This window comes from Rhizobium sp. ERR 1071 (assembly GCF_007828675.1).
Lineage (GTDB): Bacteria > Pseudomonadota > Alphaproteobacteria > Rhizobiales > Rhizobiaceae > Rhizobium > Rhizobium dioscoreae.
This window is the reverse complement of the sequence record NZ_VITM01000002.1, coordinates 487088-513300: the sequence shown is the minus strand read 5'-3', so window position 1 is coordinate 513300 and position 26213 is coordinate 487088. Positions and strand designations below refer to the sequence as shown.

General features: G+C 60.3%; 24 protein-coding genes. 12 read left to right on the top strand and 12 right to left on the bottom strand.

All coding sequences use genetic code 11. From position 1 onward, the window contains the following. The first annotated feature begins 164 nt into the window (after positions 1-164). From FBZ99_RS07800 to xdhB, 3 genes are all read left to right on the top strand, one after another. Positions 165-941, top strand: a complete 777-nt coding sequence (locus FBZ99_RS07800) for a 3-hydroxybutyrate dehydrogenase (protein WP_113351804.1) — start codon at positions 165-167, stop codon at positions 939-941. Between the two features lie 69 nt (positions 942-1010). Beyond that, positions 1011-2480: a xanthine dehydrogenase small subunit gene (xdhA, locus tag FBZ99_RS07795; RefSeq protein ID WP_145632303.1), complete on the top strand. Its 1470-nt coding sequence runs from the start codon at positions 1011-1013 to the stop codon at positions 2478-2480. Positions 2481-2483: 3 nt separating this feature from the next. After that, on the top strand, positions 2484-4823 hold the full coding sequence (gene xdhB, locus FBZ99_RS07790) for a xanthine dehydrogenase molybdopterin binding subunit (RefSeq protein ID WP_145632300.1): 2340 nt from the start codon (positions 2484-2486) through the stop codon (positions 4821-4823). A gap of 289 nt (positions 4824-5112) precedes the next feature. Here xdhB and FBZ99_RS07785 read toward each other — a convergent pair whose 3' ends face one another. Next, positions 5113-5316: a hypothetical protein gene (locus FBZ99_RS07785; RefSeq protein ID WP_069612746.1), complete on the bottom strand. Its 204-nt coding sequence runs from the start codon at positions 5314-5316 to the stop codon at positions 5113-5115. Positions 5317-5418: 102 nt separating this feature from the next. On the opposite strand from FBZ99_RS07785, the gene FBZ99_RS07780 reads away from it, so the two are divergent. Further along, the gene (locus tag FBZ99_RS07780) at positions 5419-6315 is read left to right on the top strand and encodes a LysR substrate-binding domain-containing protein (RefSeq protein ID WP_113332174.1); all 897 of its coding nucleotides are present in this window, start codon (positions 5419-5421) and stop codon (positions 6313-6315) included. 3 nt (positions 6316-6318) lie between these two features. Here FBZ99_RS07780 and FBZ99_RS07775 read toward each other — a convergent pair whose 3' ends face one another. Continuing rightward, a complete protein-coding gene (locus FBZ99_RS07775) occupies positions 6319-6654 on the bottom strand; it encodes a hypothetical protein (RefSeq protein WP_113332307.1) in 336 nt (111 codons plus the stop codon). A gap of 215 nt (positions 6655-6869) precedes the next feature. Between FBZ99_RS07775 and FBZ99_RS07770 the strand changes: the two genes are divergently transcribed. Genes FBZ99_RS07770 through FBZ99_RS07760 form a run of 3 tightly spaced genes read left to right on the top strand, consistent with a single transcriptional unit; the run spans position 6870 to position 10599 of the window. Then, a complete protein-coding gene (locus tag FBZ99_RS07770; protein WP_145632297.1) occupies positions 6870-8108 on the top strand; it encodes a urate hydroxylase PuuD in 1239 nt (412 codons plus the stop codon). Beyond that, on the top strand, positions 8105-9412 hold the full coding sequence (gene guaD / locus FBZ99_RS07765; protein ID WP_145632294.1) for a guanine deaminase: 1308 nt from the start codon (positions 8105-8107) through the stop codon (positions 9410-9412). The genes FBZ99_RS07770 and guaD overlap by 4 nt, the downstream gene beginning before the upstream one ends. Positions 9413-9459: 47 nt before the next feature. After that, positions 9460-10599 carry an alpha-hydroxy acid oxidase gene (locus tag FBZ99_RS07760; RefSeq protein ID WP_113351800.1) on the top strand — a complete coding sequence of 380 codons (1140 nt, stop codon included), beginning with the start codon at positions 9460-9462 and terminating at the stop codon, positions 10597-10599. Positions 10600-10649: 50 nt separating this feature from the next. Here FBZ99_RS07760 and FBZ99_RS07755 read toward each other — a convergent pair whose 3' ends face one another. The 8 genes from FBZ99_RS07755 to FBZ99_RS07720 form a co-directional block, all read right to left on the bottom strand. Continuing rightward, positions 10650-11390: a metallophosphoesterase family protein gene (locus FBZ99_RS07755; protein ID WP_145632291.1), complete on the bottom strand. Its 741-nt coding sequence runs from the start codon at positions 11388-11390 to the stop codon at positions 10650-10652. A gap of 3 nt (positions 11391-11393) precedes the next feature. Next, complete coding sequence (gene uraH / locus FBZ99_RS07750; protein ID WP_113332169.1) at positions 11394-11750, bottom strand: hydroxyisourate hydrolase; 357 nt, start codon at positions 11748-11750, stop codon at positions 11394-11396. Further along, positions 11747-12247, bottom strand: a complete 501-nt coding sequence (locus FBZ99_RS07745; RefSeq protein WP_113332168.1) for an ureidoglycolate lyase — start codon at positions 12245-12247, stop codon at positions 11747-11749. The genes uraH and FBZ99_RS07745 overlap by 4 nt, the downstream gene beginning before the upstream one ends. A 7-nt stretch (positions 12248-12254) precedes the next feature. After that, the gene (locus FBZ99_RS07740) at positions 12255-12617 is read right to left on the bottom strand and encodes a HepT-like ribonuclease domain-containing protein (protein ID WP_113388996.1); all 363 of its coding nucleotides are present in this window, start codon (positions 12615-12617) and stop codon (positions 12255-12257) included. Between the two features lie 228 nt (positions 12618-12845). Beyond that, positions 12846-13343, bottom strand: a complete 498-nt coding sequence (gene uraD, locus FBZ99_RS07735; protein WP_113388997.1) for a 2-oxo-4-hydroxy-4-carboxy-5-ureidoimidazoline decarboxylase — start codon at positions 13341-13343, stop codon at positions 12846-12848. Between the two features lies 1 nt (position 13344). Beyond that, positions 13345-14268 (bottom strand): allantoinase PuuE, encoded by a 924-nt coding sequence (puuE, locus tag FBZ99_RS07730; RefSeq protein ID WP_113332165.1) that lies wholly within the window; start codon positions 14266-14268, stop codon positions 13345-13347. A gap of 116 nt (positions 14269-14384) precedes the next feature. Beyond that, positions 14385-15092 carry a DUF1045 domain-containing protein gene (locus FBZ99_RS07725; protein WP_145632288.1) on the bottom strand — a complete coding sequence of 236 codons (708 nt, stop codon included), beginning with the start codon at positions 15090-15092 and terminating at the stop codon, positions 14385-14387. 103 nt (positions 15093-15195) lie between these two features. Then, on the bottom strand, positions 15196-16380 hold the full coding sequence (locus tag FBZ99_RS07720) for an NAD(P)/FAD-dependent oxidoreductase (protein ID WP_145632285.1): 1185 nt from the start codon (positions 16378-16380) through the stop codon (positions 15196-15198). Between FBZ99_RS07720 and mnmD the strand changes: the two genes are divergently transcribed. After that, positions 16379-17113, top strand: a complete 735-nt coding sequence (gene mnmD / locus FBZ99_RS07715; RefSeq protein ID WP_145632282.1) for a tRNA (5-methylaminomethyl-2-thiouridine)(34)-methyltransferase MnmD — start codon at positions 16379-16381, stop codon at positions 17111-17113. The genes FBZ99_RS07720 and mnmD overlap by 2 nt on opposite strands. 43 nt (positions 17114-17156) lie before the next feature. Here mnmD and FBZ99_RS07710 read toward each other — a convergent pair whose 3' ends face one another. After that, positions 17157-18086, bottom strand: coding sequence for an AraC family transcriptional regulator (locus tag FBZ99_RS07710; RefSeq protein WP_145632809.1), 930 nt, complete (start codon positions 18084-18086; stop codon positions 17157-17159). An 83-nt stretch (positions 18087-18169) separates the two neighbouring features. Between FBZ99_RS07710 and FBZ99_RS07705 the strand changes: the two genes are divergently transcribed. Further along, positions 18170-18997 (top strand): oxidoreductase, encoded by an 828-nt coding sequence (locus FBZ99_RS07705; protein ID WP_145632279.1) that lies wholly within the window; start codon positions 18170-18172, stop codon positions 18995-18997. 66 nt (positions 18998-19063) lie between these two features. Here the strand turns inward: FBZ99_RS07705 and FBZ99_RS07700 are convergent, their stop codons facing one another. After that, positions 19064-21877 carry a response regulator gene (locus FBZ99_RS07700; protein ID WP_145632276.1) on the bottom strand — a complete coding sequence of 938 codons (2814 nt, stop codon included), beginning with the start codon at positions 21875-21877 and terminating at the stop codon, positions 19064-19066. Between the two features lie 216 nt (positions 21878-22093). Between FBZ99_RS07700 and FBZ99_RS07695 the strand changes: the two genes are divergently transcribed. The 3 genes from FBZ99_RS07695 to FBZ99_RS07685 all read left to right on the top strand — a co-directional run bounded on the left by FBZ99_RS07695 (position 22094) and on the right by FBZ99_RS07685 (position 26179). Continuing rightward, positions 22094-23680 (top strand): trimethylamine methyltransferase family protein, encoded by a 1587-nt coding sequence (locus tag FBZ99_RS07695; protein WP_113389002.1) that lies wholly within the window; start codon positions 22094-22096, stop codon positions 23678-23680. Between the two features lie 147 nt (positions 23681-23827). Further along, entirely contained in the window at positions 23828-24142 is a 315-nt protein-coding gene (locus tag FBZ99_RS07690) for a hypothetical protein (protein WP_113389003.1), read from the top strand. Between the two features lie 375 nt (positions 24143-24517). Further along, complete coding sequence (locus FBZ99_RS07685; protein WP_145632273.1) at positions 24518-26179, top strand: DEAD/DEAH box helicase; 1662 nt, start codon at positions 24518-24520, stop codon at positions 26177-26179. The last annotated feature ends 34 nt before the right edge of the window (positions 26180-26213 follow it).

The window sequence follows — 26213 nt, the reverse complement described above, 5'->3', positions numbered from 1 at the left end:
AAAGAAAGCAAAACGAAATTTTTTCGCTAAAGGATATACTTTTCGATTCACAGCATCATGGCCGAAGGGCCACCAGCATTGCGATTGCCATATCCGGAGGTTTGGGACTAGGCTGAGATCGTTTTGCACTGCAGCAGGAAGCTGCGCTGTCCAAGGAGATGATCATGGCAAGAACAGTTGTCGTCACCGGTTCCACAAGCGGTATCGGCCTCGCCATCGCGGCCGCCTTCGCCGCCAAGGGCGATAACGTCGTCATCAACGGCTTCGGAAAGCCCGAAGAAATCGATGCGATCAAGACGAAGCTCGAAGCCTCCGGCGGCGGCAAGGTGATCTATCATCCGGCCGACATGACGAAGCCTGCCGAGATCGCCGATCTCATCGCGACTGCCAACTCCACCTTCGGCAGCGTCGATGTTCTCGTCAACAATGCCGGCATCCAGCACGTCGAGAAGATCGAGGATTTCCCGATCGAGAAGTGGGATCAGATCATCGCGATCAATCTCTCCAGCTCCTTCCACACCATCCGCGCCGCCATTCCGCTGATGAAGGCTAGGAAATACGGTCGCATCATCAACATCGCTTCGGCGCATGGCTTAGTCGCCTCACCCTTCAAATCCGCCTATGTCGCGGCAAAACATGGTATATTGGGCTTGACCAAGACCGCAGCGCTCGAGCTTGCCGAGTTCGGCGTGACGGTGAACGCCATTTGCCCCGGCTACGTCCTGACCCCGCTTGTCGAGAAGCAGATCCCGGACACCGCCAAGGCCCGCGGCATGACCGAGGAGCAGGTCAAGAACGAAGTCATCCTCAAGGCCCAGCCGACGCACGAATTCGTCAAGGCCGAGGAGATCGGCGCCCTGTCGCTCTACCTTGCCAGCGACGAGGCACGTCAGGTCACCGGCACACACGTCTCGATTGACGGTGGCTGGACCGCGGAATAACCATTTGCGGTTAGGGCCGGATTCGTTCGCGCATCCGGCCCCGGCCAAGACATCATAAACGGGAACGACATGAGCGACAGCATCCGCTTTATCCTCAACGGCGAGGATATCATTCTATCCAGCCTGCGCCCTACCGAGACGCTGCTCGACTTCCTGCGTCTCAACTGGAGACTGACGGGCACGAAGGAAGGATGTGCGGAAGGCGACTGCGGCGCCTGCACGGTGCTTGTGGGACGTTTGATCGATGGCGGGCTGCACTATGAATCCGTCAACGCCTGCATCCGCTTCGTCGGCTCGCTGCATGCGACCCACGTCGTCACCGTCGAACATCTCGCCGCCCAGAACGGCACGCTTCACCCGGTCCAGCAGGCCATGGTCGATTGCCACGGCTCGCAATGCGGCTTCTGCACGCCGGGTTTCGTCATGTCGCTCTATGGTCTCTGGCTGACGACGGAAAAACCGAGCCGGGAGCAGATCGAAAAATCGCTGCAGGGCAACCTCTGTCGGTGTACGGGCTACGAGCCGATCGTCAAGGCGGCCGAACAGGTCAGCCAGAAGCGGCCGAGCGCTCTCTTCGATCCACTCGAAAAGACCAGGGCCGATATCATCGCCCGCCTCTGGGCGATGCAGGGTGGCGATACCATCGAGATTGCCGATGGTGAGGATCGCCTCATCGTGCCCGGCTCCGTCTCGGCGCTGGCACAGGTGCTTGCCGACGAGCCGACGGCGACCGTCGTCGCCGGCTCAACCGATGTCGGCCTATGGGTCACCAAGCAGATGCGCCGGCTGAACCCGGTCGTCTTTATCAATCATCTGACCGATCTGCAGAAAATCGTCGTCGAAGACGATGGGCTTGGTATCGGCGCCGGCGTCACCTACAGCCGCGCTTTTGCTGTGATCGGCGAAAAGATCCCGGCCTTTGCCAACCTCATCAACCGCATCGGCGGCGAGCAAGTGCGCAACATGGGCACCATCGGCGGCAATATCGCCAACGGCTCGCCGATCGGCGACACGCCGCCGCCGCTGATCGCGCTCGGCGCAACGGTGAAACTCCGCTCGACAGCGGGCACACGCAGCCTGCCGCTCGAAGATTTCTTCATCGATTACGGCAAGCAGGACCGGCATCCCGGTGAGTTCGTCGAGAGCATCTTCGTACCCTATCCGGCCAAGGGTACGCATTTCGTCGTCTACAAGATCTCCAAGCGCCGCGACGAGGATATTTCGGCTGCCTGCGGCGCCTTCCATCTGTCACTGGACGCCGCCGGCAATGTCGAAGATATCCGTATCGCCTTCGGCGGCATGGCCGGTACGCCGAAGCGCGCTCGCACGGTCGAGGCGGAATTGATCGGCAAACCCTGGAGTGAGGCAACCGTCATGGCCGCACGCGATGCCTTCGACAGCGACTACACGCCGCTCACCGATTGGCGTGCCTCCGCCGAATACCGCCAGCTGACCGCCAAGAATCTTCTCATCCGCTTCTATCTTGAGACATCAGGCGCACCGCAGGAATTGAAGCGTTTCGCGACGGCGGAGGTCTGAGCTATGGACAAGTCTACGTTCGAAGAAGCCAAGGTCCTCATCAACGGCTCGATGCACGGCTCGTTACGCCATGACTCCGCACATAAGCACGTCACCGGAGCCGCCGATTATATTGATGACATTCCCGAACCGGCCGGGCTGCTGCATGGCGCGCTGGGCCTTTCCGATCGCGCGCATGCCGAGATCACCGGCATCGATCTCTCGGCCGTCAAAGCCTATCCGGGTGTCGTCTGGGTCTTCACCGGCGCCGACATTCCCGGCGTCAACGACACCAGCTCCAACGGCATGCATGACGAACCGCTGCTTGCCGAGACGAAAGTCGAATTCCACCGGCAGCCGATCTTCGCCGTCATCGCCGAAACCCGCGATGCCGCCCGCCGTGCTGCCCGCCTTGCCAAGATCGACTATCGCGACCTGCCGCATTGGAGCGATATCGACGGCGCGCTCGCCAATGGCGCACCGCTCGTCTACGAACCGATGACGCTGAAGCGCGGCGAGCCGGAAACCGAAATGGCCAACGCCAAGCACCGCATCAAGGCGCAGATGCGCATCGGCGGACAGGAGCACTTCTATCTCGAAAGCCACATCGCTATGGCGATCCCCGGTGAGGACGACGAAGTCGCCGTCTGGTCTTCGACGCAGCATCCGAGCGAAATCCAGCATATCGTCGGCCACGTTCTCGGCATCCCGTCCAATGCCGTCACCGTCAATGTGCGCCGCATGGGCGGCGGCTTCGGCGGCAAGGAAACGCAGGGCAACCAGTTTGCGGCTCTTGCCGCCGTCGCGGCCAAGAAGCTCGGCCGCGCCGTTAAATTCCGGCCCGACCGCGACGAAGACATGAGCGCGACCGGCAAGCGGCACGACTTCCTCGTGGATTACGAGGTCGGCTTCGACGACGAAGGCCGCATCCACGCCGTCGACGCCACCTATGCCGCGCGCTGCGGCTTCTCCTCCGATCTTTCCGGCCCGGTGACCGACCGCGCGCTGTTCCATGCGGATTCCAGCTATTTCTACCCGCATGTGCATCTGGTCTCGAAGCCGCTGAAGACGCATACCGTCTCCAACACCGCCTTCCGTGGCTTTGGAGGCCCACAGGGCATGGTTGGTGGCGAGCGCATAATCGAGGAGATCGCCTACGCGCTCGGCAAGGATCCACTCGAAATCCGCCGTGCCAATTTCTACGGCCAGCCGGGCTCCGGCCGGACACTGACCCCCTATCATCAGGAGGTCACGGATAACATCATCAACCGCGTCGTCGACGAGCTCGAACAGAGCTCCGACTACCAGGCGCGGCGCAAGGCGATCATCGAATTCAACCGCTCCAGCCGGTTCATCCGCAAGGGCATCGCGCTGACGCCGGTGAAATTCGGCATCTCCTTCACCATGACCGCCTTCAACCAGGCCGGCGCGCTGGTGCACATCTATCAGGATGGCTCCATTCACCTGAACCATGGCGGCACCGAAATGGGCCAAGGCCTCTATACGAAGGTGGCGCAGGTTCTGGCCGACAGTTTCCAGGTCGATATCGACCGGGTGAAGATCACAGCGACAACAACAGGCAAGGTGCCGAATACATCGGCGACGGCCGCCTCATCCGGCTCCGACCTGAACGGCATGGCAGCCTATGACGCTGCTCGCCAAATCAAGGAAAGGCTCATCACCTTCGCAGCCGAGAAATGGGGCGTGGGCGCGGAAGAAGTGCAGTTCCTTCCCAACCGCATACGCGTCGGCGAGGTAGAAATCCCCTTCCCCGATTTCGTCAAGCAGGCCTATTTCGCCCGCGTCCAGCTCTCGGCCGCCGGCTTCTACAAGACGCCAAAGATCCATTGGGACCGCAAGGCCGGCCGCGGCACGCCATTCTACTACTTTTCCTATGGCGCCGCCTGCTCGGAAGTGTCGATCGATACGCTGACGGGCGAATATCTGATCGACCGCACCGACATCCTTCACGACGTGGGTCGCTCACTTAATCCGGCGATCGACATCGGCCAGGTCGAAGGTGCCTTCGTGCAGGGCATGGGCTGGCTGACGACCGAGGAGCTCTGGTGGGATGCCAAGGGCCGACTGCGCACCCATGCGCCCTCCACCTACAAGATCCCCCTCGCCTCCGACCGCCCGAAAATCTTCAACGTCCGCCTTGCGGAATGGTCGGAAAACACGGAGGCGACCATCGGCCGCTCGAAGGCCGTGGGCGAGCCGCCCTTCATGCTGAGCATATCCGTGCTCGAGGCCCTATCGATGGCGGTCGCCAGCGTCGCGGATTACCGCGTCTGCCCCCGCCTCGATGCGCCGGCAACACCGGAACGGGTACTGATGGCGGTGGAGCGGCTGAAGGAGATGTGATTGTCGTCCTGCCAAACGAGAGGACTGCATTTGACGAAGCTCCCTGTCAGCTTCGCTGACATCTCTCCCACAAGGGGGGAGATTGTTGGGGGGTTGTCGCTCCACCTAACAGAACATGCCACTGTCGTTTCCACAGATACTATCTTCGTTTGATATCCGAAGAAAGCTGCGGGTTACCCATCTCTCCCTTGTGAGGGAGATGTCCCGACAAGGACAGAGGGGAGCACTCATTCTCCACATACATGAAGGGTCTCAATTCATGACCCAACCCCTCGACGGTTCTCACCACCTACAGCAGCGACCTATCGTCATAACGCGGCTCACGCCCATCCAGAAATCCAAGGTCGCGCTTCAGCCGGTCCGGCATCTCATCGAGGTCTAGATGCGGTGACGGTTCGCCGTGCTTCAGGAAGACCTGCATCAGCGGCTCCAGAAGACGCGCCACAAGCGCGGGCTTGGCTGCCTCCACCGGCTCGATCACATAACAGTCCATGACAACACCTCAATTCCATCAACGATGTAAATTGCAGTCTGGCGCGAAAAATGCTGAAATTCCAATCGAACTATCGTCTGCATACATAAAGAGAACTTATCCATGAAGCAGTCCAAGCGCTTCCCGCTGAATGCCTTGCGCGTTTTCGAAGCCGCCGCCCGGCTCGGCAGTTTCACCCGCGCCGGCGAAGAGCTTGGCATGACGCAGACGGCGGTCAGCTATCAGATCAAGCTACTGGAGGAGACGGTGGGGGAGCCGCTATTCCTGCGTCGTCCGCGGCAGATCCTATTGACCGAAGCCGGAGAACAGCTCGCGCCGAAAGTGGCTGAAGCCTTTGCCCTGTTGCAGGAGGCCATGGCCTCGATCAGTGGCGATGCCGAAACGACCCTGCGCATTCACTCGACGCCCACCTTCGCCTCGCAATGGCTGGCTCGTCATGTCGGGTCGTTTCAGCTCAAGCATCCCAATATCGCGGTCCGGCTGGATACCTCCGGCTCGATCATCGACTTCGCCCGGGAGCCCTCCGATATCGCCATCCGCGCCGGGCGTGGCCAATGGCCGGGACTGCGCGCCCATCTTTTGATGAAGGTCTATTTCACGCCGATGCTGAGCCCGGCACTTGCCGAATCTATCGGCGGCATACATGAACCGGCCGATCTCCTGAAGCTCCGTATTATCGACGCAGGCGACCCGTGGTGGGCGCAATGGTTCAAAGAGGCCGGCGTTCCCGATCCCGGCCTTCAGGGCCGGCCGCGAAGCAGGCTCGGTGCCCAGTCCTTCGAGGCGAGCGCAGCATTGGCCGGCCAGGGCGTCGCCATCCTGACCCCGGAGTTCTATGCGGACGATCTGGCTTCCGGCCGGCTGATCCAGCCCTTTGATATTCTTTCGTCCGACAATACGGACTACTGGATCGCTTATCCCGAAAACAGACGTCATACGCCGCGAATCCGCGCCTTCAGGGATTGGCTCCTCCGCGAATTCGGCATGCCGCTGGAATAGCGCTCAATAATCCATGTCGGGCGCATAAAAACAGCGCGGCGTATTCTCGTCCGGAAACAAACAGAGATGATAGGCTCCGTCGGGAGAACGCATCGTTTTCTGCTGCGGCAGATTGAAGATATGCGCGTGGGTTATGTAGCGATGATCGCCCGGATTGAGCGTCACCCGATAGCCACCGGGGACAATGGTGACGGTACGCGAGGGGATCATCTCGCAATCGCCCGTCTTGCTGTCACCATTGCAGCAATAGGGGTCGTAGGACCAGCCGGAGGGCGCCTCATGCCCAAAGGCGAAGGCTGTGGAGAGAAGAAAAAATACGAACGCCAGAATACCTCGCATGGGCAATTCTCCGTCGAAAAAATAGACGGCTACCGCGGACACGGCCCGCTCCAAGCAGCCAAGGGCATTTTATTAAAAAACTGCCATAATCTGATCTAATGCGCCCCGGACGCCAGACAAGAGCGTGGCTTTTTGCTAACGCGGTAAACTCTCCCCTTCCCTCCGTCGCCAACATTTTGCAAGGTGCGGAGTCGGAGGAAGAAAAGGGGAACTGAATGTATGAATACGCCATAGCGTGGGAATGGCTGGCCTTTGCCGCCCGCTGGTTCCACGTCATAACCGCCATTGCCTGGATCGGTTCGTCTTTCTACTTCATCGCGCTCGATCTCGGGCTGGTGAAGCGCCCGCATCTTCCGCCCGGCGCCTATGGCGAAGAATGGCAGGTCCACGGCGGCGGCTTTTATCATATCCAGAAATATCTCGTGGCTCCCGCGCAGATGCCGGAGCATCTGACCTGGTTCAAATACGAAAGCTATTTCACCTGGATTTCCGGCTTCCTGATGCTGTGCATCGTCTATTACGGCGGCGCCAACCTCTTCCTCATCGACCGGCATGTGCTCGATGTCAGCGTCCCCGTCGCGATCCTGTTTTCACTCGCTTCGCTTGCCGGCGGCTGGATCGTCTACGACCTGCTTTGCAAGTCCCCGCTCGGCAACAACACCTGGGGCCTGATGATCGTGCTTTATGCCGTCCTGGTCTTCATGGCCTGGGGCTACACGCATCTCTTCACCGGCCGCGCCGCCTTCCTGCATCTCGGCGCCTTCACCGCGACGATCATGTCGGCGAACGTCTTCATGATCATCATTCCCAATCAGAAGATCGTTGTCGCCGACCTCATTGCCGGCCGCACGCCCGACCCTAAATATGGCCGTATCGCCAAGCAGCGCTCGCTGCACAACAACTACCTGACGCTGCCTGTCATCTTCTTCATGCTGTCCAACCACTATCCGCTGGCTTTCGGCACGGCCTATAATTGGGTGATCGCGGCGCTGGTTTTCCTCATGGGGGTCACCATCCGTCACTGGTTCAACACGACACATGCCCGCAAAGGTCATCCAACCTGGACCTGGATCGTTACCGTCGTCCTCTTCATTATCATCATGTGGCTTTCGACCGTTCCGAAGGTGCTGACCGAGGAGAAGGAGGCCAATGCGATTCCTCCCGCATTCCAGCAATATGCCTCGGATATACATTTCTCGTCCGTCAAAGAGATAGTTTCGACGCGCTGCACCATGTGTCATTCGGCCGAACCCGTCTATGAGGGGATTGTTCGACCGCCAAAGGGCGTAATGCTGGAAAATGACGAGCAAATCGCTATGCATGCCCGGGAGATCTATATTCAGGCCGGCCGCAGCCATGCCATGCCTCCGGGCAATGTCACCGAAGTGACGCCCGAGGAACGCAAATTGCTGGTCGCCTGGTTCGAAAGCTCCATCGGAGAAAAAAGCCAATGACCACCCTTCTGCGCGGCCGACTGCTTTCCTTCAAGCACCTGCCGCAAAGCCTCGATGATACGGGCAGCTACGCTTACGAAAGCGACGGCGGCCTGCTGATCGAGAACGGCATGATCGTCGCGACCGGGCCTTATGCCGATATCAAGGCGCAGGCACCGGAAGATGTCGCCGAAGTCGACCACCGCCCGCATCTGATCCTGCCGGGTTTCATCGACATGCACCTGCATTTCCCGCAGATGCAGGTGATCGCCTCCTATGCCGCCAACCTCTTGGAATGGCTGAACACCTATACATTCCCCGAGGAATGCCGCTTCGTCGAAAGCGCGCATGCCGAGCGCATCGCCACGCATTTCTACGACGAGATGATCCGCCACGGCACAACGACGGCCGTCGCCTACTGTTCTGTGCACAAGACCTCCGCCGACGCCTATTTTGCCGAAGCCATGCGTCGCAACATGCGCATGGTCGGCGGCAAGGTGATGATGGATCGCCACGCCCCACAGGGTCTGCTCGATACGCCCGAAATGGGCTATGACGAGACGCGCCAGGTGATCGCAGACTGGCACGGCAAGGGCCGCAACCATGTCGCGATCACCCCGCGCTTCGCCATCACCTCGACACCGGCGCAGATGGAAGCGACCGCGGCGCTTGCTCGCGAGTTTCCGGATCTGCACATTCAGACGCATCTTTCCGAAAACCACGAGGAGATCGCGTTTACCTGCGAGCTCTATCCGGAAGCGATCGACTATACCGATATCTATGCGCGTTACGGGCTGCTTGGGCCAAAGAGCCTGTTCGGCCATGCGATCCACCTTTCCGAGCGCGAAGCCGATGCCATGAGCGAGGCTGGCGCGGTTGCGGTGCATTGTCCGACATCGAACCTGTTCCTCGGCTCCGGCCTCTTCCCGCTGAAGGCGCTGGCCCGCCGCGAGAAACCCGTTCGCATCGGTGTCGCCACCGATATCGGCGGCGGCTCCAGCTATTCCATGCTGCGCACGATGGACGAGGCTTACAAGATCCAGCAGCTGCTCGGCGAACGCCTGAACCCGCTGGAAAGCTATTATTACATGACGCGCGGCAATGCCGAGGCGCTCTCCCTCGTCGATAAGATCGGCACGCTCGATGCTGGCACGGAAGCCGACCTCATCGTGCTGAATGCAGCGGCAACGCCAGCCATGGCACTGAAGATGGAAGTGACGAAGAGCCTTACCGAAGAGCTGTTCCTGCTTCAGACCATGGGCGACGACCGGGCGGTCGTCGAAACCTATGTTGCTGGAAAGTCGATGAAATCGATCCTGCAATGAGGCAATCCCAGCCCACCTCCATGTAACCATCCAGAAGGCAAAGAGCCATGACCGCGCCGCTGACCATCGCCGAACTGAAAACGCTTGCGCAGCGGCGCGTGCCGAAAATGTTCTTCCAATATGCCGATTCCGGATCGTGGACGGAGTCGACCTACCGCGCAAACGAGGCTGATTTCGCCAAGATCAAGCTGCGTCAGCGCGTGCTCGTCGACATGTCTGATCGGTCGCTGGCAACCACCATGGTCGGTCAGAAAGCCTCGATGCCGGTGGCGCTGGCACCCACGGGCCTCACCGGCATGCAGCACGCCGATGGCGAGATGCTGGCGGCGCGGGCGGCGGAAGAATTCGGTATCCCCTTCACACTCTCGACCATGAGCATCTGCTCGATCGAGGACATCGCCTCGGTGACGAAGCAGCCCTTCTGGTTTCAGCTCTATGTGATGAAGGACCGCGATTTCGTCCTCAATCTGATCCAGCGTGCCAAGGCAGCGAAATGCTCGGCGCTGGTGCTGACGGCCGACCTGCAGATCCTCGGGCAGCGCCACAACGATATCCGCAACGGATTGTCGGCACCGCCGAAAATGACGGCGAAAAATCTCTGGCAGATGGCGACGCGGCCAGGCTGGTGCATGGGTATGCTGAAGACCAAGCGCCGCTCCTTCGGCAATATCATCGGTCATGCCAAGGATATTTCCGACATGACGACGCTGTCACACTGGACGCATTCACAGTTCGACCCCAAACTCTCCTGGAGCGATGTCGCCTGGATCAAGGAGCAATGGGGCGGCCCGTTGATCATCAAAGGCATTCTCGACGTCGAGGATGCAAAAGCGGCCGTCGATGTCGGCGCCGACGCCATCATCGTCTCCAATCACGGCGGCCGGCAGCTCGACGGCGCCCATTCTTCCATCAGCATGCTACCGAGAATCGTCGATGCCGTCGGCGACAGGATCGAGGTGCATATGGACGGAGGCATCCGCTCCGGCCAAGACGTACTGAAAGCCATAGCCCTCGGTGCCAAGGGCACCTTCATCGGCCGGCCCTTCCTCTATGGCCTCGGCGCCATGGGCAAGGAAGGTGTCACGCTGGCGCTCGAAATCATCCGCAAGGAGCTGGATATTTCCATGGCACTCTGCGGCAAGCGCGATATCAAGGCGGTAGATCGGTCGATACTCGCTGACCTTTAATAGCGCATGTCGTTGCCGCAAAACCGCTGCACACATTTGCGCGGCATGCTCTAGCGCAGCCAGCCTGTCGCCAGACCGCTCGCCCACTCCTCGCGGCCGTTCTGCGCCGCGAGTGCGGCCATCGCAATGTGGTCATAGGCCACCTGCCGGAAGACTGGCAGCCAGGTATCGCCGATCTTTTCCAGAATGGCGTAAGAAGCAAAGGGATGGCCCGCCTCCACCTTGTGATAATAAGGCAGGTCATCGTCGTAGGCGGGGCAGCCGACGCTCCCGGGATTGACGATCAGGCGCCCGTCGGAAAGACGAACGGCGCGCGGAATATGGCTATGCCCGCACAGGATCAGCGGAAAATCGATGCCGGCAGCCAGCGCCTCGATCTCTTCCAGCGGCTTTAGATAGACATGACCCTCTGGCGAGACGGATTCGAGCCAATAGACATTATCATCGGCTGGCGTCGCGTGGCAGAGATAGGCCTCATCCAGATGGACCTCACTGACGGGCAGGGTGCGCAGCCATTCGAGATGGCGTTCCGTCAGTTCAGAATGCGCGGCCCGATCTGAAACATGCATCGTCTCGGGTGCCTGTTCGATCAGATAGCGGTCGTGATTGCCGCGCACCGTCGGCGCATTCAGTTCCAGCAACAGGTCAGCCGTCCTTCCCGCCGTCAGCGGCCCGCTGAAGCAATCGCCGAGATTGACGATGTCGTTGATGCCCTGCCTGCGGATATCGGCAAGCACCACCTCAAGCGCGAGGTGATTGCCGTGGATGTCTGCGATAGCGGCAAATCGCATGTCTCAGCTCCCGCGGTAGGTGGAATAACCATAGGGTGAGATCAGCAGCGGCACATGATAATGCGCCGTGGTATCGGCAATGCCGAAACGGATCGGCACCAGATCGAGGAAAGCCGGCTCCGGCAGCTTGGTTCCACTGGCACGCAGATAGTCTCCGGCGCGAAACAGCAATTCATAGGTGCCGGCAACGAAGCTGTCGCCGATCAGGATGGGACCGCCATCCACGCGCCCGTCGGCATTGGTCGTTACCGTCTTCAGATGTGTGCGAGCATCACCCTCGATCCTGAAGAGATCGATCACCAGGCCTTCGGCAGGCTTGCCGAAGGCGGTATCGAGCACATGGGTCGTCAGTCCGGTCATAGCGTCGGGGCTCCGATGATGAAGGGCGTGTCGAAGAAATATTCCTCGAGGTTGTTCTCCGACCCGTCACGATCCACGATAAGGAAATCACTCTGTTCGTCGAGGGCCATCAGGGGATAATGCCAGACATTGATCCGATAGTTCACGCCCTGGTCGCCGCGCGCAAGGAAGACTTGCGGCCGGCCCGGCTTGCCGCCCTCATCTTCTGCAACGACGACGAGGAACGGCCGACCATTCAGCGGCACGAAACACTGGCTGCCGAAGGGGTGACGCTCCATCATGTCGATCGAGAAGGGAAAGGCACGCGGCTGGCCGCGAAAGAGGTTCAGGATAACCCGCGCCCCGTCACCGAGAGCTTCGGCATTCGACAACGCATGGAAACGTTCGGTTGTGCCACCGTTGATGTACCGCATAGTCGCAGGATCGGCCTCGATCACATCGCCGAATGGCTCAAACGCGGCCTTTGTCAAAGGATTGATGTCTAGATGCTGTGTCATTGACTGATTATTCGCCTTCCGCTCGCCAATGGCGAATGGAGTCCAGTTGCAGGAGCAACTCCGGAAGAGATTTGCGCGCGATGTCCCACAGGGCCGCCAACTCGATGTTGACATATCCTTGCGCAATCCGATTCCGAAAGTCCTGCATCACATGCCAAGGCAGCTCCGGATGGTCAACGACAAACTCCGGATATTCCTCGGCAATGCGTATGGTAGCCTCGCCGATCAGCAGAAGGTTCATGCTGACGGCGCGCTGTTTCTCGACACTCTTGAAAAAGGCGGCTTGATCGACGTCACGGAGGAATTGACCGATTTCGGATGCAGCCTGCTGCATGCGTTCGAGGTAGGTAATCAGTCGATCCAGGCTCATGCCGGCTTTCCTCCGCCGGCAATGCCTGATTCCGGTGCGATGACGCGCCTCCTGGCGTCGCCAATCATCCATCCGCTTCTATCTCTGTTCAATGCTTTCCGTGGCCCCATGGCTTAGTATCCTGCCAAGCGGATACTAAGCCATGAGTAGACCGAAAAATAGCGCGTACCTCAACGAGAAATCAGCCCAGGGACATGGGTTGGAGGATCACAGCCCTGAGGCCAAACCTCAGGCTTCAGGGAGCATGGATTGCAGACGCAGCAGCGCGATCTTCTCGACCTGAGCGGCAGCCGTCGCAAATTCTGTGTCCCGGCCGTTGCCAATTCGGGTTTCGAAGGCGGCAAGGATATCGTCCTTGCCGAGCCCCTTCACCGCGATAATGAAAGGAAAGCCAAATTTCGTCACATAGGCGGCATTGAGCTCGGTAAACCGAGCATGCTCCTCGGGGCTTAACCGATCGAGCCCTGCACCGGCCTGCTCCTTACGGCTATCCTCGGTCAGCTGGCCGGCAATCGCCAGCCGGCCGGCGAGATCGGGGTGTGCCCGCAGCACGCCAAGTCGCTCCGCCTCGCTGGCAGAGCGGAAGACCCGTACCAGCGCGGCATGCACGCCGCCGGAGGTCAACGGCTCGGCAATGGCGCCCTGATCGTAGGCGCGCTCGGCAACGAAGGGCGAATGTTCGAAGACGCCGCCGAAGCGGCCGACAAAATCATCCCGCGAGATCATATCAGCGCTCGCCCCCGGGGAGGTGATTTTCATACCAGTGTTTGGCGATTTCGATTCGTTTCGGGATCCAGACCTTGTCGTGCTTCTGCACATATTCGATGAACCGCCGCAACGCGGCAGCGCGGCCGGGGCGGCCGACGAGACGGCAATGCAGACCGACAGACATCATCTTCGGGCTACCGTCCTTGCCCTCTTCATAGAGCGTGTCGAAAGCATCCTTGAGGTAGGTGAAGAACTGGTCGCCGGAATTGAAGCCCTGTGGTGTCGCAAAGCGCATGTCGTTGGTTTCGAGCGTGTAGGGAATGATCAGAAACGGCTTGCCGTTCAGACCATCGACCCAGAAAGGCAGATCGTCGGCATAGGAATCGGAGGAATAGAGGAAACCGCCCTCCTCCATGACGAGCCGCAGCGTATTGTCCGACGGCTTGCCCTGATACATGCCGTAGGGCCGCTCGCCGGTGAGTTCGGTATGCAGCCGAACGGCTTCGAGAATGTGCTTGCGCTCCAAATCCTCGGAGAAATCCTTATATTCCAGCCAGCGATAGCCGTGGCTGGCGATTTCCCAGCCCGCTTCCTTCATGGCGGCAACTGCTTCCGGATTGCGCGCCATGGCAAGCGTCACCCCATAGACCGTCGCTTGAACCTTGAGTTCGGTGAACATGCGCCACAGCCGCCAGAAGCCGGCGCGTGAACCATATTCGTAGATCGATTCCATGTTGAGGTTGCGTTGATTCGGCCAAGAGGCCGCGCCGACGATCTCCGAAAGCAGGTTTTCCGACCCCGGATCACCGTCGAGAATGCAGCTTTCTCCGCCCTCTTCATAGTTGATCACGAACTGCACCGCGATGCGGGCATCGCCGGGCCATTTTGGATCCGGTGTGTTGCGGCCGTAGCCGATGAGATTACGGGGATAGATTTCCGACATTGAAGCACCTTCTCTGATCCCGGAACGGTAGCATCCACGCCGCGAAAGTCGAGACGGAAAGTGGAAAATCACTTTCGCTTCAAAGCGGGGTATTGGCGTGAACGCCAGCCGCTAATCTAGGCGATCTTGCGGGCGCTGACCTTTCCCATCGGATGCAGCGAGTGCACGCGGAAGGGACCGCCAGCGCCTTCTTCCATCATAAGCGCAATGTTGGAAACGGGGATGGGCGCAGCCAAGGCAGGCTCAAAGAAATCGCGCAGCGCACGCTCGATGCGCGCCATATCGGCAGGGCTCACGGTGCCCGTCAGCATCATCTGGAAGCGAAACTCGTCCATGACGTGCGGATGCCCCCAGCGATGCAGATTGGCGAACTGCGTCGCAGAAAGCCCATCCGGATCGATCCGTTCGATCTCGGCTTCGCTCAAAGGAGCCCGATATTGATCGAAGGTCTGCACCAGCGATGCCGCGAGGAAATGCATCTGCTGGCTTGGTGCGGAGGGAACGAGGCCCAGCGCGCCGCCAAGCCGCGCGACCTCGAGCCTCGGGATTTCGAAGGGCGCCACGGTGCCAGAGAACCGCATCAGATCGCGCAGTAACCCGGCTTCGGACATGTCTTCGGCCAACCGGAACGGCGCCTTCAGAATTCCCATGAAACCATAGCGGCGCGGAACGGCGGTGTAGAAAGCGATCTCGTGAATGCCGAGCCCACGGACTGCGGGCGGATCAACCATCTCGCCGGAATAGACATTGCGGCCGAGCCAATTCGCCGCCACAAACGTCAGCGGATCGCTCGCAGACGGTGTGAAGCAAATGGCATACCGCATAAAATTCCTCCAGGGCGTAACGTCAGGCAGACCGAACCGGCACCGATGGCCAAGGAGATAGGTGATTTGCGTGACAGATTGACGACCCGAAAGAGGCGTGAATTCACGTTTTATGTGATATGACTGAAATATGACTCGCTAAAGTGAAACTCTGCGGCAAGTTGAAGCGACCGGGCGCGCCCACCGCCTCACGTACCGCCGCCTCCGCCAGCCTATGCGCCAGCCCGAAGCTCACCTTAAAGCCGCCTGTGAGCGCAATCAACGCGGGGTGATCTGGATGGGCACCCACCATCGGATCACGATCCACGGCCTTCGGGCGCAAGCCCGCCCAACGCTCGACGACTTCCGCGGCGGCGAGCACCGGCGCCATGGCACGCGCCGCTGCAAGCAGATCGTCGAGCTGCCCATCCGTCGATAAAGGATCGTCAAATCGGTTCTCGCTCGTGCTGCCGACCGCGACCAATCCATTCTCATGCGGAACGATATAGAGCCCGTCGCGGAAGATGACGGGCAAGCCGCCGTCGACATCGGCTTTCAACATGGCCGCCTGTCCCTTGACCGGTTGACCGAGTGAGGCTTTGCGTCCTTCCGTCAATTCATCAAGGATCGGAAACGAGCAGTAACCGGCAGAAAGGATACAGCGACCGAAGCGAATGTCGCCATCGCTTGAACGCGCAAGGCCCCGCTCTGGATCGATACTCCCGACGGTAACGCCCTCGCAAAGCCGGACATGTCGTGCCGTCGCCAGGAACCTCTGCAGGACCTCCAGAAACGCGCGCGGTGCGACGCGGGCCGCCAATGTATCGTGGACAAAGCCGCCCTCGCCGGCTGAAGATTCGATCCAGCCCTCGACGGGCGCCGCATCGAGCACACGCCAATGAAACTGGCGCTCCCCATGCCGCCAATGTACCTCCGCATCTCGGGAATGGCCTAACGCGATCTGCCTCAGATGCGGCTTCGGCAGCGGGATCAAGCGACCGGCGCGGCGATAGCCAGCCGAAAGCCCGGTCTCCGCTTCCAGGGTTGCAATTTCCTCTTCCAGCGCGACAAGCGCATCGAACTGAAACTGCTTCTTCTCGGACCATTTGTCCGGCATGTGCGGCATCAGCGCGCCGAGCAGACCACCGCTTGCCCCCTGCCCAAAACGGCCGGCTTCGACAAGCAACGTCCGGATACCAAGGCGCTCGGCATGAACAGCTGCCCATAGCCCCATGATCCCGCCACCGACGATCAGCAGATCGACGGGCGATTGACCGGCAGGTCTTGGAGGATTATCGGCTTTTTCCATGACAGATCCAGTTTCCGATCGGACCAAGGCGTCCGAAACCAATGCGGCAAGCCCGGAGCTCGAATGGCGCGACGGCGATATGCCCTATTCGACGGCATTTGGCGACCATTTTTATTGCCAGACCGACGGCAGGCTGGAATGCGGCCATGTCTTCCTGGCCGGCAATGGCCTTCCCGACCGCTGGCAGGGACGACAGGACTTCCGCGTCGGCGAACTCGGCTTCGGCACCGGCTTGAACTTCTGCGAGACCTGGCGCCAATGGCGGCAGCAGACCATCCCCGGTTCGAACCTGCACTTCATATCCTTCGAACTCTATCCCATGAGAGCGGAGGAGATCGACCGCGCGCTTTCGCACTGGCCGGAAATCGATGGGGAGCGCCAGGCGCTTGCCGCAGCGTGGCCGAACCACCCGCAGGAGGTCGTGTCGCTGCGGCTAGATGCAAATACGCGCCTCAGCGTCGTCTGCGGCCCGGCTCTCGAAGGCGTCAGCCGTGCCGAACCGGGTTTTGATGCCTGGTATCTCGACGGTTTCGCACCCTCGCGCAACGCCGACATGTGGTCGCCGGAGCTGATGCAGACGCTCCACGACAAGACGGTTCCGAACGGCACCTTCGCCACCTATGCAGCCGCCGGCTTCGTGAGGCGAAACCTGCAGGCGGCCGGATTTATCGTGGAACGGCGCAAGGGCTTCGCCGGCAAGCGTGAAATGCTCTGCGGCATCAAGCCGGCCTGAGGCCGGGGCCGATGCCGGGTCAGGCGGCAACCATATCGAGGGCTCAGATGAGTTCGCCAAGATGCTGGCGAACCCACTTGGCCTCTTCCGAGGCCGTCCGCCGGAAGTGCCGTTTGAAATCCCGGCTGAACTGCGCAGCGCTGGCATAGCCGACCGATGCCGCTACCTCCGCAATCGTCCCATTTTGACGCGCGATCATCAACCGCGCCTCGTGGAGCCGCATTGCCTTCACATATTGTATCGGACTGCTTCCCGTCAGGGCTTTGAAATGGACGTGATAAGAGGGAACGCTCATCCCCACCTCACGCGCCAGCGCGGCAACCGAAATCTCGGAATTATAGGTTTCACGCAATTGGGCCAGGCTTCGCATGATCTTACCGGAAATGCCCTGCTGCTGAAGCGCCGAGATCATCGCTCCGCCCTGCGGACCCACAAGGACCCGGTAGTGCAGCTCGCGCAGTATGCCTGCTCCCAGAACCGCAAGCTCGATGGGATCACGCAATGCCCGCAGCAGGCGCAGCACGACATCCTCGATCATCGGCTCCATCCTGCTCGATATCAGGCTTCTCACTTTGCCCATCGTTGTTACGGACCGTCTCGCCCCCACCTCCGAGGCGATCTCGGCAGCCAGAAGCATGTCGAACTCGACATAGACAGCAAGCAAAGGGCGTTCTGCGCTGGCTGACGATTCCATCCGAAACGGAACGGGCACCGACACGGCCAGATAATGCTCTTCATCGTAGAGATAGACCTCGCCTTCCAGCATACCCTGCTTTCGGCCTTGCAGGACGAATACCGCACCGGGCTTGTAGAGCACCGGGACATCGTGAAGAACCGCCTCGGTCCTGAGAATCCGAACACCGGCAAGTGCGGTTGGATTGTATCCTTGGCTGGGAGCAAGAAGGACCGCCAGCTCCACCAACTCCCGACGCCTCGAACATTCGTCTTTCGCATTCATAGGATTTGGCAAGATATTCATAGTTTTCGCGATCGCTGACAACAGTTTGGAAGATTATCAGTCATGAGCATCGACCAATCAAGAAGAGAACATCTATCATGTCACAGAAGACCTTCTTCATCACCGGAGCGAATTCCGGCTTCGGTTTCGCAATCGCAGCCGCCGCGATCCGGAACGGCCACAAGGTTATCGGCACCATCCGCTCGGAACAATCGCGGACGGCCCTGACAGAACGCTTGCCGGCAGTGCGGCCCATCCTATGCGACGTGACGGAATTTGACCGCATAGGCGACGTTGTTCGACAGGCGGAAGAAGACCATGGACCAGTCGACGTGCTGATCAACAATGCTGGCTACGGTCACGAGGGAATTCTTGAAGAGTCGCCTCTTGAAGAAATGCGCCGCCAGTTCGACGTGAATGTCTTCGGCGCAGTTGCGGTCGCCAAGGCCTTCCTGCCGCGCTTCCGCGAAAGGTGCCGCGGCTTCATCGTCAACGTCACTTCCATGGGCGGCATGATCACCATGCCCGGCATCGCCTATTATTGCGGAAGCAAATTTGCGCTTCAGGGCATCTCGGAGGTCATGCGAGCAGAGATGGCGCCCTTCGGCGTTCGGGTCACCGCCCTCTGCCCCGGCTCCTTCCGGACAGACTGGGCCGGACGCTCGATGGTCCGGACCGAACGATCAATCGCGGATTATGACACGCTGTTCGATCCGATCCGGCAGGCGCGGCAATCCAAAAGCGGCAAGCAGCTCGGCGATCCCGACAAGCTCGCCACAGCCGTCCTGGACCTGATCGAATCCGACGCCCCTCCGCCGCAGCTCCTGCTCGGCAGCGATGCCCTTGCACTTGTATCGGATAGGATTGAGCGCCTCAAACAGGAGATCGAAGCCTGGAAAGCCGTTACCGTTTCCACCGATGGCTGATGGCCGCGACGGTTGCGATGGCGGGAAGCCGCCATCCAGCCCTGCGAGCAAGTCTGGATCCGAACCCTAGTTGTTCGAGCGATCGGCCATGAGAGCGGTATCGCCAAGATAGCGCCGGATCTTCGTCTCGAGAAGTTCGGGGCTAATCGGCTTGGACATGCAATCATCCATGCCAGACTGCATGCACATGATGCGATCGACATCCAGTGCCTGCGCCGTCACCCCGACGATGGGCACATGCCATCCCTGCCCGGCCTGTGTCTCGAACTGCCGGATCATGCGGGTTGCCTGATGACCATTCATGACCGGCATGGACACATCCATGAGAATCACCGACGGCCGCAGCTGGCGCCATGCGTCCACGGCAGCCTGGCCGTTCTCCACGACGAGAAACCGCAGGCCGGTCGCCTGCAGGATCTGCGTGAAGACGATCTGGTTCACCTCGTTGTCCTCCGCCACGAGGACGTCGATGGCATTGCCTGATTTGGCCGACGTCATCCCGTCCGTGGCCTCGATCGCGGCTGCGGCTTCCATCTCTATCGGCAGCCGACGTTCAACGGAGGCCAATCGCTCACCCAGCTTTTTCCGCCGCGATGCACGCACGACATCGATGATCGTACTGCGCAGCACATTGGCGCGCACAGGCTTCATCAGATGCGCCTGGCCGTTGACGGCGGCGAATTCCCTGTCGCAACCGGCGACACCCATCGACGTCAGGAACACGATCGGCAGCGTGTCGAAACGCGGATCGGCGCGCACGGCGGTCGCGACCTGATAGCCATTCATGCCGGGCATGCTGTAATCGACGATAACAGCATCGACCGATACGCCCATATCGAAGGCAGCATCCAGAATAGCGAGCGCGGTCCTGCCATCCTCGGCGACATGCCCGTCAAAACCCCATTGCGCCAGCTGCTCGGTCAAGATTCGCCGATAGATCGCGTCGTCTTCCACGATCAGGACGCGGGCATCCCTGACATTGGCCGGCAGTTCCGCGACTTTGCCGCGCGCGGCAACCAGCGGCATCGGCAGATGGACCGTGAAGACCGATCCCTTGCCCCATTCGCTCTCCACCGACAGCGAACCGCCGAAAAGATCGACAAGACCGGCAGTAATCGTAAGACCAAGGCCCGATCCCTCGAGCCGCCGCGCAAAGGATGAATCCGCCAGTGAGAATTTGTCGAAGATCGTATCGAGCTTTTCTTCGGGAATGCCGATGCCTGTATCTTCGATACGGAGGACAAGCAATATGGTGTCGCCCGGTGCAGGCTGGCTGTCCAACTCCACCAGCACATGACCGCGCTCGGTGAACTTGATCGCATTGCCGACAAGATTGGTCACGATCTGCCGAAAACGACCGGCATCGCCGAGGATCGCCGCCGGTACGCCGGGAGCGATGCGCACCATCAGCTCGATATTCTTTTCCGATGCGGCGGCAGCCAACAGGGTCGCGATATCCTCGACGGCCTCGGCGGGATCGAATGCCATCTTGCGCAGATGCATTTCGCCGGTATCGATGCGGGAAAAATCGAGAATGTCGTTGATGATGGTCAGCAGCGCGTTGCCCGATTTGACGATGATGTCGACGAAGGTCTTCTGGCGCGCATCGAGATCGGTCTTGCCAAGCAGTTCCGCCATACCGAGAACGCCATTCATCGGTGTGCGGATTTCATGACTCATATGAGTGAGGAATTCGGATTTCGCCCGATCCGCGGCATTGCTGCGCGCCAGGAGCAGCTGCAAATCCGCCTCGCGCTCCTTCATCTCGGTAACGTCGGTCAGCACCACCGTCCAGCGGCGATGCTCGCCGAGCGCGGCTTCGAGCTGCATCCAGCGATCGCCTTCAATCTGGAACACACAAGAGATCGGCTTGCCGGCAGCGACGCTTTCTCCCCAAGATGCCCGCATAGCCTCGGCGTCCTCGCCGAAGTCTCCGCGTTGCGCACAATAATCGAACGCCGCAGACCAGTTTTTACCGACCTCGAGGAGCTCGGGCGGCAGCTTCAGCATATCCTTCAGCCGGTCGTTGGCTAGTATGATCGTACCGTCTTGAACGATCAGCAGGCCTTGGGACATGGCTTGCATGGCATCGGCCATCAGCTCGCCGAGGCGTTCCAGCGCCAGCCGAGCCTCGGTGATCTCGCGGAATTGCTGCTTGACGGCGGAAATATCCGTGTAGGACATCAGCGTCCGCCCGTTGGCAATGCGGCGCGCATCGATGATAACGGATTTGCCGTCGGCAAAATTCACTTCCGTCTGCAGATGCTCGCCTGCCTTGCGCAGTGCTGCCAGGCGCGCCTGATAAATGTCGTCGATACTGCGGCCGTCGGTGTCGAAGCGCGCGAGTTCGTAATGTTTGGCGATGAGATCCCGATAGGGGCGGCCTTCGAAGCGCTCATCCTTCGAGAATTCGAAAATGTCGTAGAAGGCATCATTCACGTATTCGACGACGTAGTCGCTGTCGTGGATCAAGACACCGATCGGCATCGAGCGAAGAATATTGTCGAGATCCTGATGCAGTCCCCTGGCAGGCGCTTCAAGAAATACACCGAAAATATAGAGGCGGTCTTCCGCAGGGGAAAAACTTTCGATCTGGATGCGCGAGCGCTCACGACCCGATCCATCGAAGCACAGCGCCACTTCTTCGGAGCCGAAGACCAGCGCACGGCGCTCCCTGTCTTCTCTGTCGGCGCTCTCGCTCGCATCGAGAAGATCGTGACTGCGATTGCCTATGAAATCGGAAATATCGCGCCCGAAAAACCGCGCATAGGCATCATTGACGGCGACGTAACGAAGCTCGCTATTCTTGATGTAGGCGGGCCGGTCCAGACTGGCGATCCGACGGCACGCTATGTCGAGCAGTTCACCGTCCAAGGTCAAACGGAGCCTCTCTTTTCACCGCGCATGATAGTTCATGAAACGACGCTCTAACATGAATGCCTTTAACAAGGCGTTAACCATGTTTAACCATCGCGGCGACGTCGCGTTCAGACCATGCACTGTTCTATAACGGTCATGCCTTGGTCGCAAACGACGGCGGCACATCGAGGGAAACTCTGCCAAGAATCCGTCAACGGATCATTGGGAGCGAGCGCCATGAGCGACGAAGAAAGCCTGACCTTGAACGAAGCGCAGATCGCAACAGCTACGGGCGAACGGCGGCGGCGGGCCGGAGGGCGTGGCGCCGAACGCAGCCGCAAGCCGAGCGGCACGAAATATCTGAACCTCGTCAACAATCTCGCGCACACGGAACTCCTGTCGCCTGAAGCGCTTGACGATATTCATGAGGCATCGCTGACCATCCTCGAAGAGATCGGCATGGATATCATCTTGCCGGAAGCGCGCGAGCGCATGAAGGCTGCCGGCGCGGACGTCACGCCCGGCAAGGAACGTGTACGCTTCGATCGCAACATGATCATGGAGCTGATCGCTTCGATCCCCCCGAACTTCACGCTGCACGCCCGCAATCCCCTTAGAAACGTTGAGATCGGCGGCCGCAATCTCGTCTTCGCGCAGGTTGCCTCCGCCCCCTTCGTCGCCGACCGCGATGGCGGCAGGAGAGCCGGCAACCAGGAGGACTTCCGCAAGCTTATCAAGCTTGCGCAGTCCTTCGACGTCATCCATATGACCGGCGGCTATCCGGTCGAACCCATCGACATCCATGCCTCGGTGCGCCATCTCGATTGCCTCTCCGACATCGTGAAGCTCACCGACAAAGCCTTCCATTGCTATTCGCTCGGCAAGCAGCGCAATCTCGACGCGATCGAAATCGCCCGTATCGGCCGCGGCATCAGCATGGAGCAGATGGAGCGCGAGCCCTCACTCTTCACCATCATCAACTCCTCCTCGCCGCTGCGCCTCGACGGACCGATGCTGCAGGGGATCATCGAAATGTCCTCACGCGGCCAGGTAGTCGTGGTGACACCGTTCACGCTAGCGGGTGCCATGGCGCCGGTGACGATCGCCGGCGCGCTGGTGCAGCAGAATGCCGAGGCGCTCTGCGGCCTCGCCTTCACCCAGATGGTGCGCAAGGGCGCGCCGGTCATGTATGGCGGCTTCACCTCGAACGTGGACATGAAGACGGGCGCGCCCGCCTTCGGCACACCGGAATATATGAAGGCGGTCATTGCGGGCGGCCAGCTCGCCCGCCGATACGGCATCCCCTACCGCACCTCCAACACGAACGCTTCCAATACGCTCGATGCGCAGGCGGCCTACGAATCAGCGCTGTCGCTCTGGGCGCTGACCCAGGGCGGCGGCAATTTCGTCCTGCATGCAGCCGGCTGGAGCGAAGGCGGGCTAACCGCCTCCTTCGAGAAATTCATCCTGGATGTCGACATGCTGCAGATGGTCGCGGAATTCCTCAAGCCGCTTGATGTCAGCGCCGATGCCCTGGCGCTGGATGCCGTACGCGACGTTGGCCCTGGCGGCCATTATTTCGGCACGGCGCACACGCTCGCCCGCTACGAAACCGCCTTCTATTCGCCGATCCTGTCCGACTGGCGAAACAATGAAACCTGGACGGAAGCCGGGAGGCCCACGACTTACGATCACGCCAATCGCGTCTATAAGGAAACGCTCGAGCGTTATGAACGGCCCCCGCTCGATCCGGCAATCGAGGAAGAGCTCGATGCCTTTGTCGCTAAGCGCAAGGCAGAGGGTGGCGTCCCTACCGATTTTTGATTTAAAATCAGAGGTTTTATGCCTGAAATCATGAACGAAATTTAATCTCGCGCCCCACTTTTCGGCCGCGACTTCGCCCCCTTTTCTGCGCAACGTCAAACTCGGCTTTGGCTAGGAGCCAGCCTGTGTTTTGGGAAAGGGATGTCAATGTCTGTGCTTCGCACTTTAACGACGGCCGGTTTGATCGCGCTGACGCTTGGCAGCGCCACGGCCGTAACCACCACCACTGCCAGCGCCTCCGACCGCGGCGCCTTCTTCGGCGGTCTTGCCGCGGGTGTCGTCGGCGGCGCCTTGGTAGCCGGGGCTGCGCGACCCGCCTATCCGGCTTATTATCCGGCCTATCCGGCCTACTATGACGGCCCGGTCTACGAGCGCGTCTATGTGCGCCCCTATCCCAGCTGCTATTGGGCGTGGCGCCACGACGGGTGGGGTCGGCCCTATCGTGTCGAGGTCTGCCGCTAGGATCAGCAATCGTTGATTGAGCGCATGCGCCCTTGTCAGATTTGGGATGCCGCCGGATTTCGGCGGCATTTTTGTATGCGTGATGAAAAGCTTTCGCTTACAGCTCTTGACATTCCCCGGATTTAAGACCAAATGCGCCTCAGCTTTCACCTTCCGGCCGCCGCGTGAGCGTGCCCTGCGGGACAATCTGTACGCAAGAGAAGGATAAAAGCGCTTTTATGAATGAGGCCGCGCCAAGCGCTGCGGCCAATGCGCTGGGAAAGCTATTTCCAACTTACAAGTTCCCACTTCACGCGGGGTTCTTGACGCCAGAGACAGACCGGACCGCATGGTGCGACCCGGCCTATTTTCTGTGGCGCCCCGAAAGGTATTGAATTGACCGATTTTCACTCGCTTGGTCTCTCCAAGCAGATCGTAGATACGCTGTCGCAGAACAACTTCGCTACGCCGACGCCGATCCAGGCTCAGGCCATCCCGCTCGTTCTCCAGGGCCGCGATCTTATCGGCCTCGCCCAGACCGGCACCGGCAAGACGGCCGCATTCGGCCTGCCGATCATCGAAATGCTGACCAAGGAAGGCAAGCGCCCGGATAACCGCACGACGCGCACCCTAATCCTTGCCCCCACCCGCGAACTCGTCAACCAGATCGCCGACAATCTGAAGCTCTTCGTTCGCAAGACGCCGCTGCGCATTAACATCGTCGTCGGTGGTGTTTCGATCAACAAGCAGCAGCTTCAGCTGGAGCGCGGCACCGACATTCTCGTCGCGACGCCGGGCCGCCTGCTAGACCTCATCAACCGCCGTGCCATCTCGCTCGGCCACGTCACGCACCTCGTCCTCGACGAAGCCGACCAGATGCTCGATCTCGGCTTCATCCACGATCTCCGCAAGATCGCCAAGCTCGTCCCGGCCAAGCGCCAGACCCTGCTCTTCTCGGCGACCATGCCGAAGGCGATTGCCGACCTCGCTTCCGATTACCTGACCAATCCGGTCAAGGTGGAAGTCACCCCGCCCGGTAAGGCTGCCGACAAGGTGGAACAGTATGTGCATTTCGTCGCCGGCCAGAACCACAAGACCGAAATCCTCAAGGAAACGCTGAACGCCAACCCGAATGGCCGCTCGATCGTCTTCCTGCGTACCAAGCACGGCGCCGAGAAGCTGACGAAGCATCTCGACCACGTCGGCTATGCCGCCGCCTCCATTCATGGCAACAAGAGCCAGGGCCAGCGCGAGCGCGCTCTGAAGGGCTTCCGTGATGGCGACGTCCGCGTTCTCGTTGCAACTGACGTCGCCGCACGCGGTATCGACATTCCCGGCGTTTCGCATGTCTATAATTACGACCTGCCGGAAGTACCGGATGCTTACGTCCACCGCATCGGCCGCACCGCGCGCGCCGGCCGCGATGGCATCGCTATCGCCTTCTGCTCGCCCGACGAAATCCGCCTGTTGCGTGACATCGAGCGCCTGATGGGTATCGAGATCGCCGTTGCGAGCGGCGAAGCTCCGGCCGATCGCGGCCGTCCCGTTCGCGGCAAGGGCCGCGGCGGTCAAGGTAATGGTAATCACGGCAATGGCGGCCAGGGCAGAGGCCAGAATGGCCAGGGACGCGAGCGCGGCGAAGGCCGCCCGCAACGTCCGGCCCGTCGCCCGTTCTTCGACAACGAAAACGGTGAAGCCCGCAGCCAGAACGGCGAACGCCAGGAACGCCGTTCACGCGACGATCGTCCGCAGCGCGAAAACAATCGCAACGCCGATTTCCGTGGCCAGCGCCGCAACGAACCGACGCCACGCCCGGAGATCGACAACGACCTCGCCTCCACCTCGGATTTCCGTCCCGCTCGCAAGCAGCACAACAGCCAATCCAACGGTAACGGTGCCGCGCATGAGGGCGGTGCCCATCGCGGCCAGCGCCATTCCCATGGCCGTCCCGCCGGTCGCCACAACGAAGAGCGTGGCGCCCAGGGCGAACAGCGCAATGGCGGCAACGGCCGCATGCGCCGCCGCGGCAATGGCGGCCAGCGCCGCGAACGTGCCTGATGGAGTTAAGGGGGCCGATTGGCCCCTTTTTCTT

Excerpts from the sequence above, each read along its gene's own strand:
- FBZ99_RS07800 (WP_113351804.1), top strand. The coding sequence starts at position 165 with ATGGCAAGAACAGTTGTCGTCACCGGTTCCACAAGCGGTATCGGCCTC.
- xdhA (WP_145632303.1), top strand. The coding sequence starts at position 1,011 with ATGAGCGACAGCATCCGCTTTATCCTCAACGGCGAGGATATCATTCTA.
- xdhB (WP_145632300.1), top strand. The coding sequence starts at position 2,484 with ATGGACAAGTCTACGTTCGAAGAAGCCAAGGTCCTCATCAACGGCTCG.
- FBZ99_RS07785 (WP_069612746.1), bottom strand. The coding sequence starts at position 5,316 with ATGGACTGTTATGTGATCGAGCCGGTGGAGGCAGCCAAGCCCGCGCTT.
- FBZ99_RS07780 (WP_113332174.1), top strand. The coding sequence starts at position 5,419 with ATGAAGCAGTCCAAGCGCTTCCCGCTGAATGCCTTGCGCGTTTTCGAA.
- FBZ99_RS07775 (WP_113332307.1), bottom strand. The coding sequence starts at position 6,654 with ATGCGAGGTATTCTGGCGTTCGTATTTTTTCTTCTCTCCACAGCCTTC.
- FBZ99_RS07770 (WP_145632297.1), top strand. The coding sequence starts at position 6,870 with ATGTATGAATACGCCATAGCGTGGGAATGGCTGGCCTTTGCCGCCCGC.
- guaD (WP_145632294.1), top strand. The coding sequence starts at position 8,105 with ATGACCACCCTTCTGCGCGGCCGACTGCTTTCCTTCAAGCACCTGCCG.
- FBZ99_RS07760 (WP_113351800.1), top strand. The coding sequence starts at position 9,460 with ATGACCGCGCCGCTGACCATCGCCGAACTGAAAACGCTTGCGCAGCGG.
- FBZ99_RS07755 (WP_145632291.1), bottom strand. The coding sequence starts at position 11,390 with ATGCGATTTGCCGCTATCGCAGACATCCACGGCAATCACCTCGCGCTT.
- uraH (WP_113332169.1), bottom strand. The coding sequence starts at position 11,750 with ATGACCGGACTGACGACCCATGTGCTCGATACCGCCTTCGGCAAGCCT.
- FBZ99_RS07745 (WP_113332168.1), bottom strand. The coding sequence starts at position 12,247 with ATGACACAGCATCTAGACATCAATCCTTTGACAAAGGCCGCGTTTGAG.
- FBZ99_RS07740 (WP_113388996.1), bottom strand. The coding sequence starts at position 12,617 with ATGAGCCTGGATCGACTGATTACCTACCTCGAACGCATGCAGCAGGCT.
- uraD (WP_113388997.1), bottom strand. The coding sequence starts at position 13,343 with ATGATCTCGCGGGATGATTTTGTCGGCCGCTTCGGCGGCGTCTTCGAA.
- puuE (WP_113332165.1), bottom strand. The coding sequence starts at position 14,268 with ATGTCGGAAATCTATCCCCGTAATCTCATCGGCTACGGCCGCAACACA.
- FBZ99_RS07725 (WP_145632288.1), bottom strand. The coding sequence starts at position 15,092 with ATGCGGTATGCCATTTGCTTCACACCGTCTGCGAGCGATCCGCTGACG.
- mnmD (WP_145632282.1), top strand. The coding sequence starts at position 16,379 with ATGACAGATCCAGTTTCCGATCGGACCAAGGCGTCCGAAACCAATGCG.
- FBZ99_RS07720 (WP_145632285.1), bottom strand. The coding sequence starts at position 16,380 with ATGGAAAAAGCCGATAATCCTCCAAGACCTGCCGGTCAATCGCCCGTC.
- FBZ99_RS07705 (WP_145632279.1), top strand. The coding sequence starts at position 18,170 with ATGTCACAGAAGACCTTCTTCATCACCGGAGCGAATTCCGGCTTCGGT.
- FBZ99_RS07695 (WP_113389002.1), top strand. The coding sequence starts at position 22,094 with ATGAGCGACGAAGAAAGCCTGACCTTGAACGAAGCGCAGATCGCAACA.
- FBZ99_RS07690 (WP_113389003.1), top strand. The coding sequence starts at position 23,828 with ATGTCTGTGCTTCGCACTTTAACGACGGCCGGTTTGATCGCGCTGACG.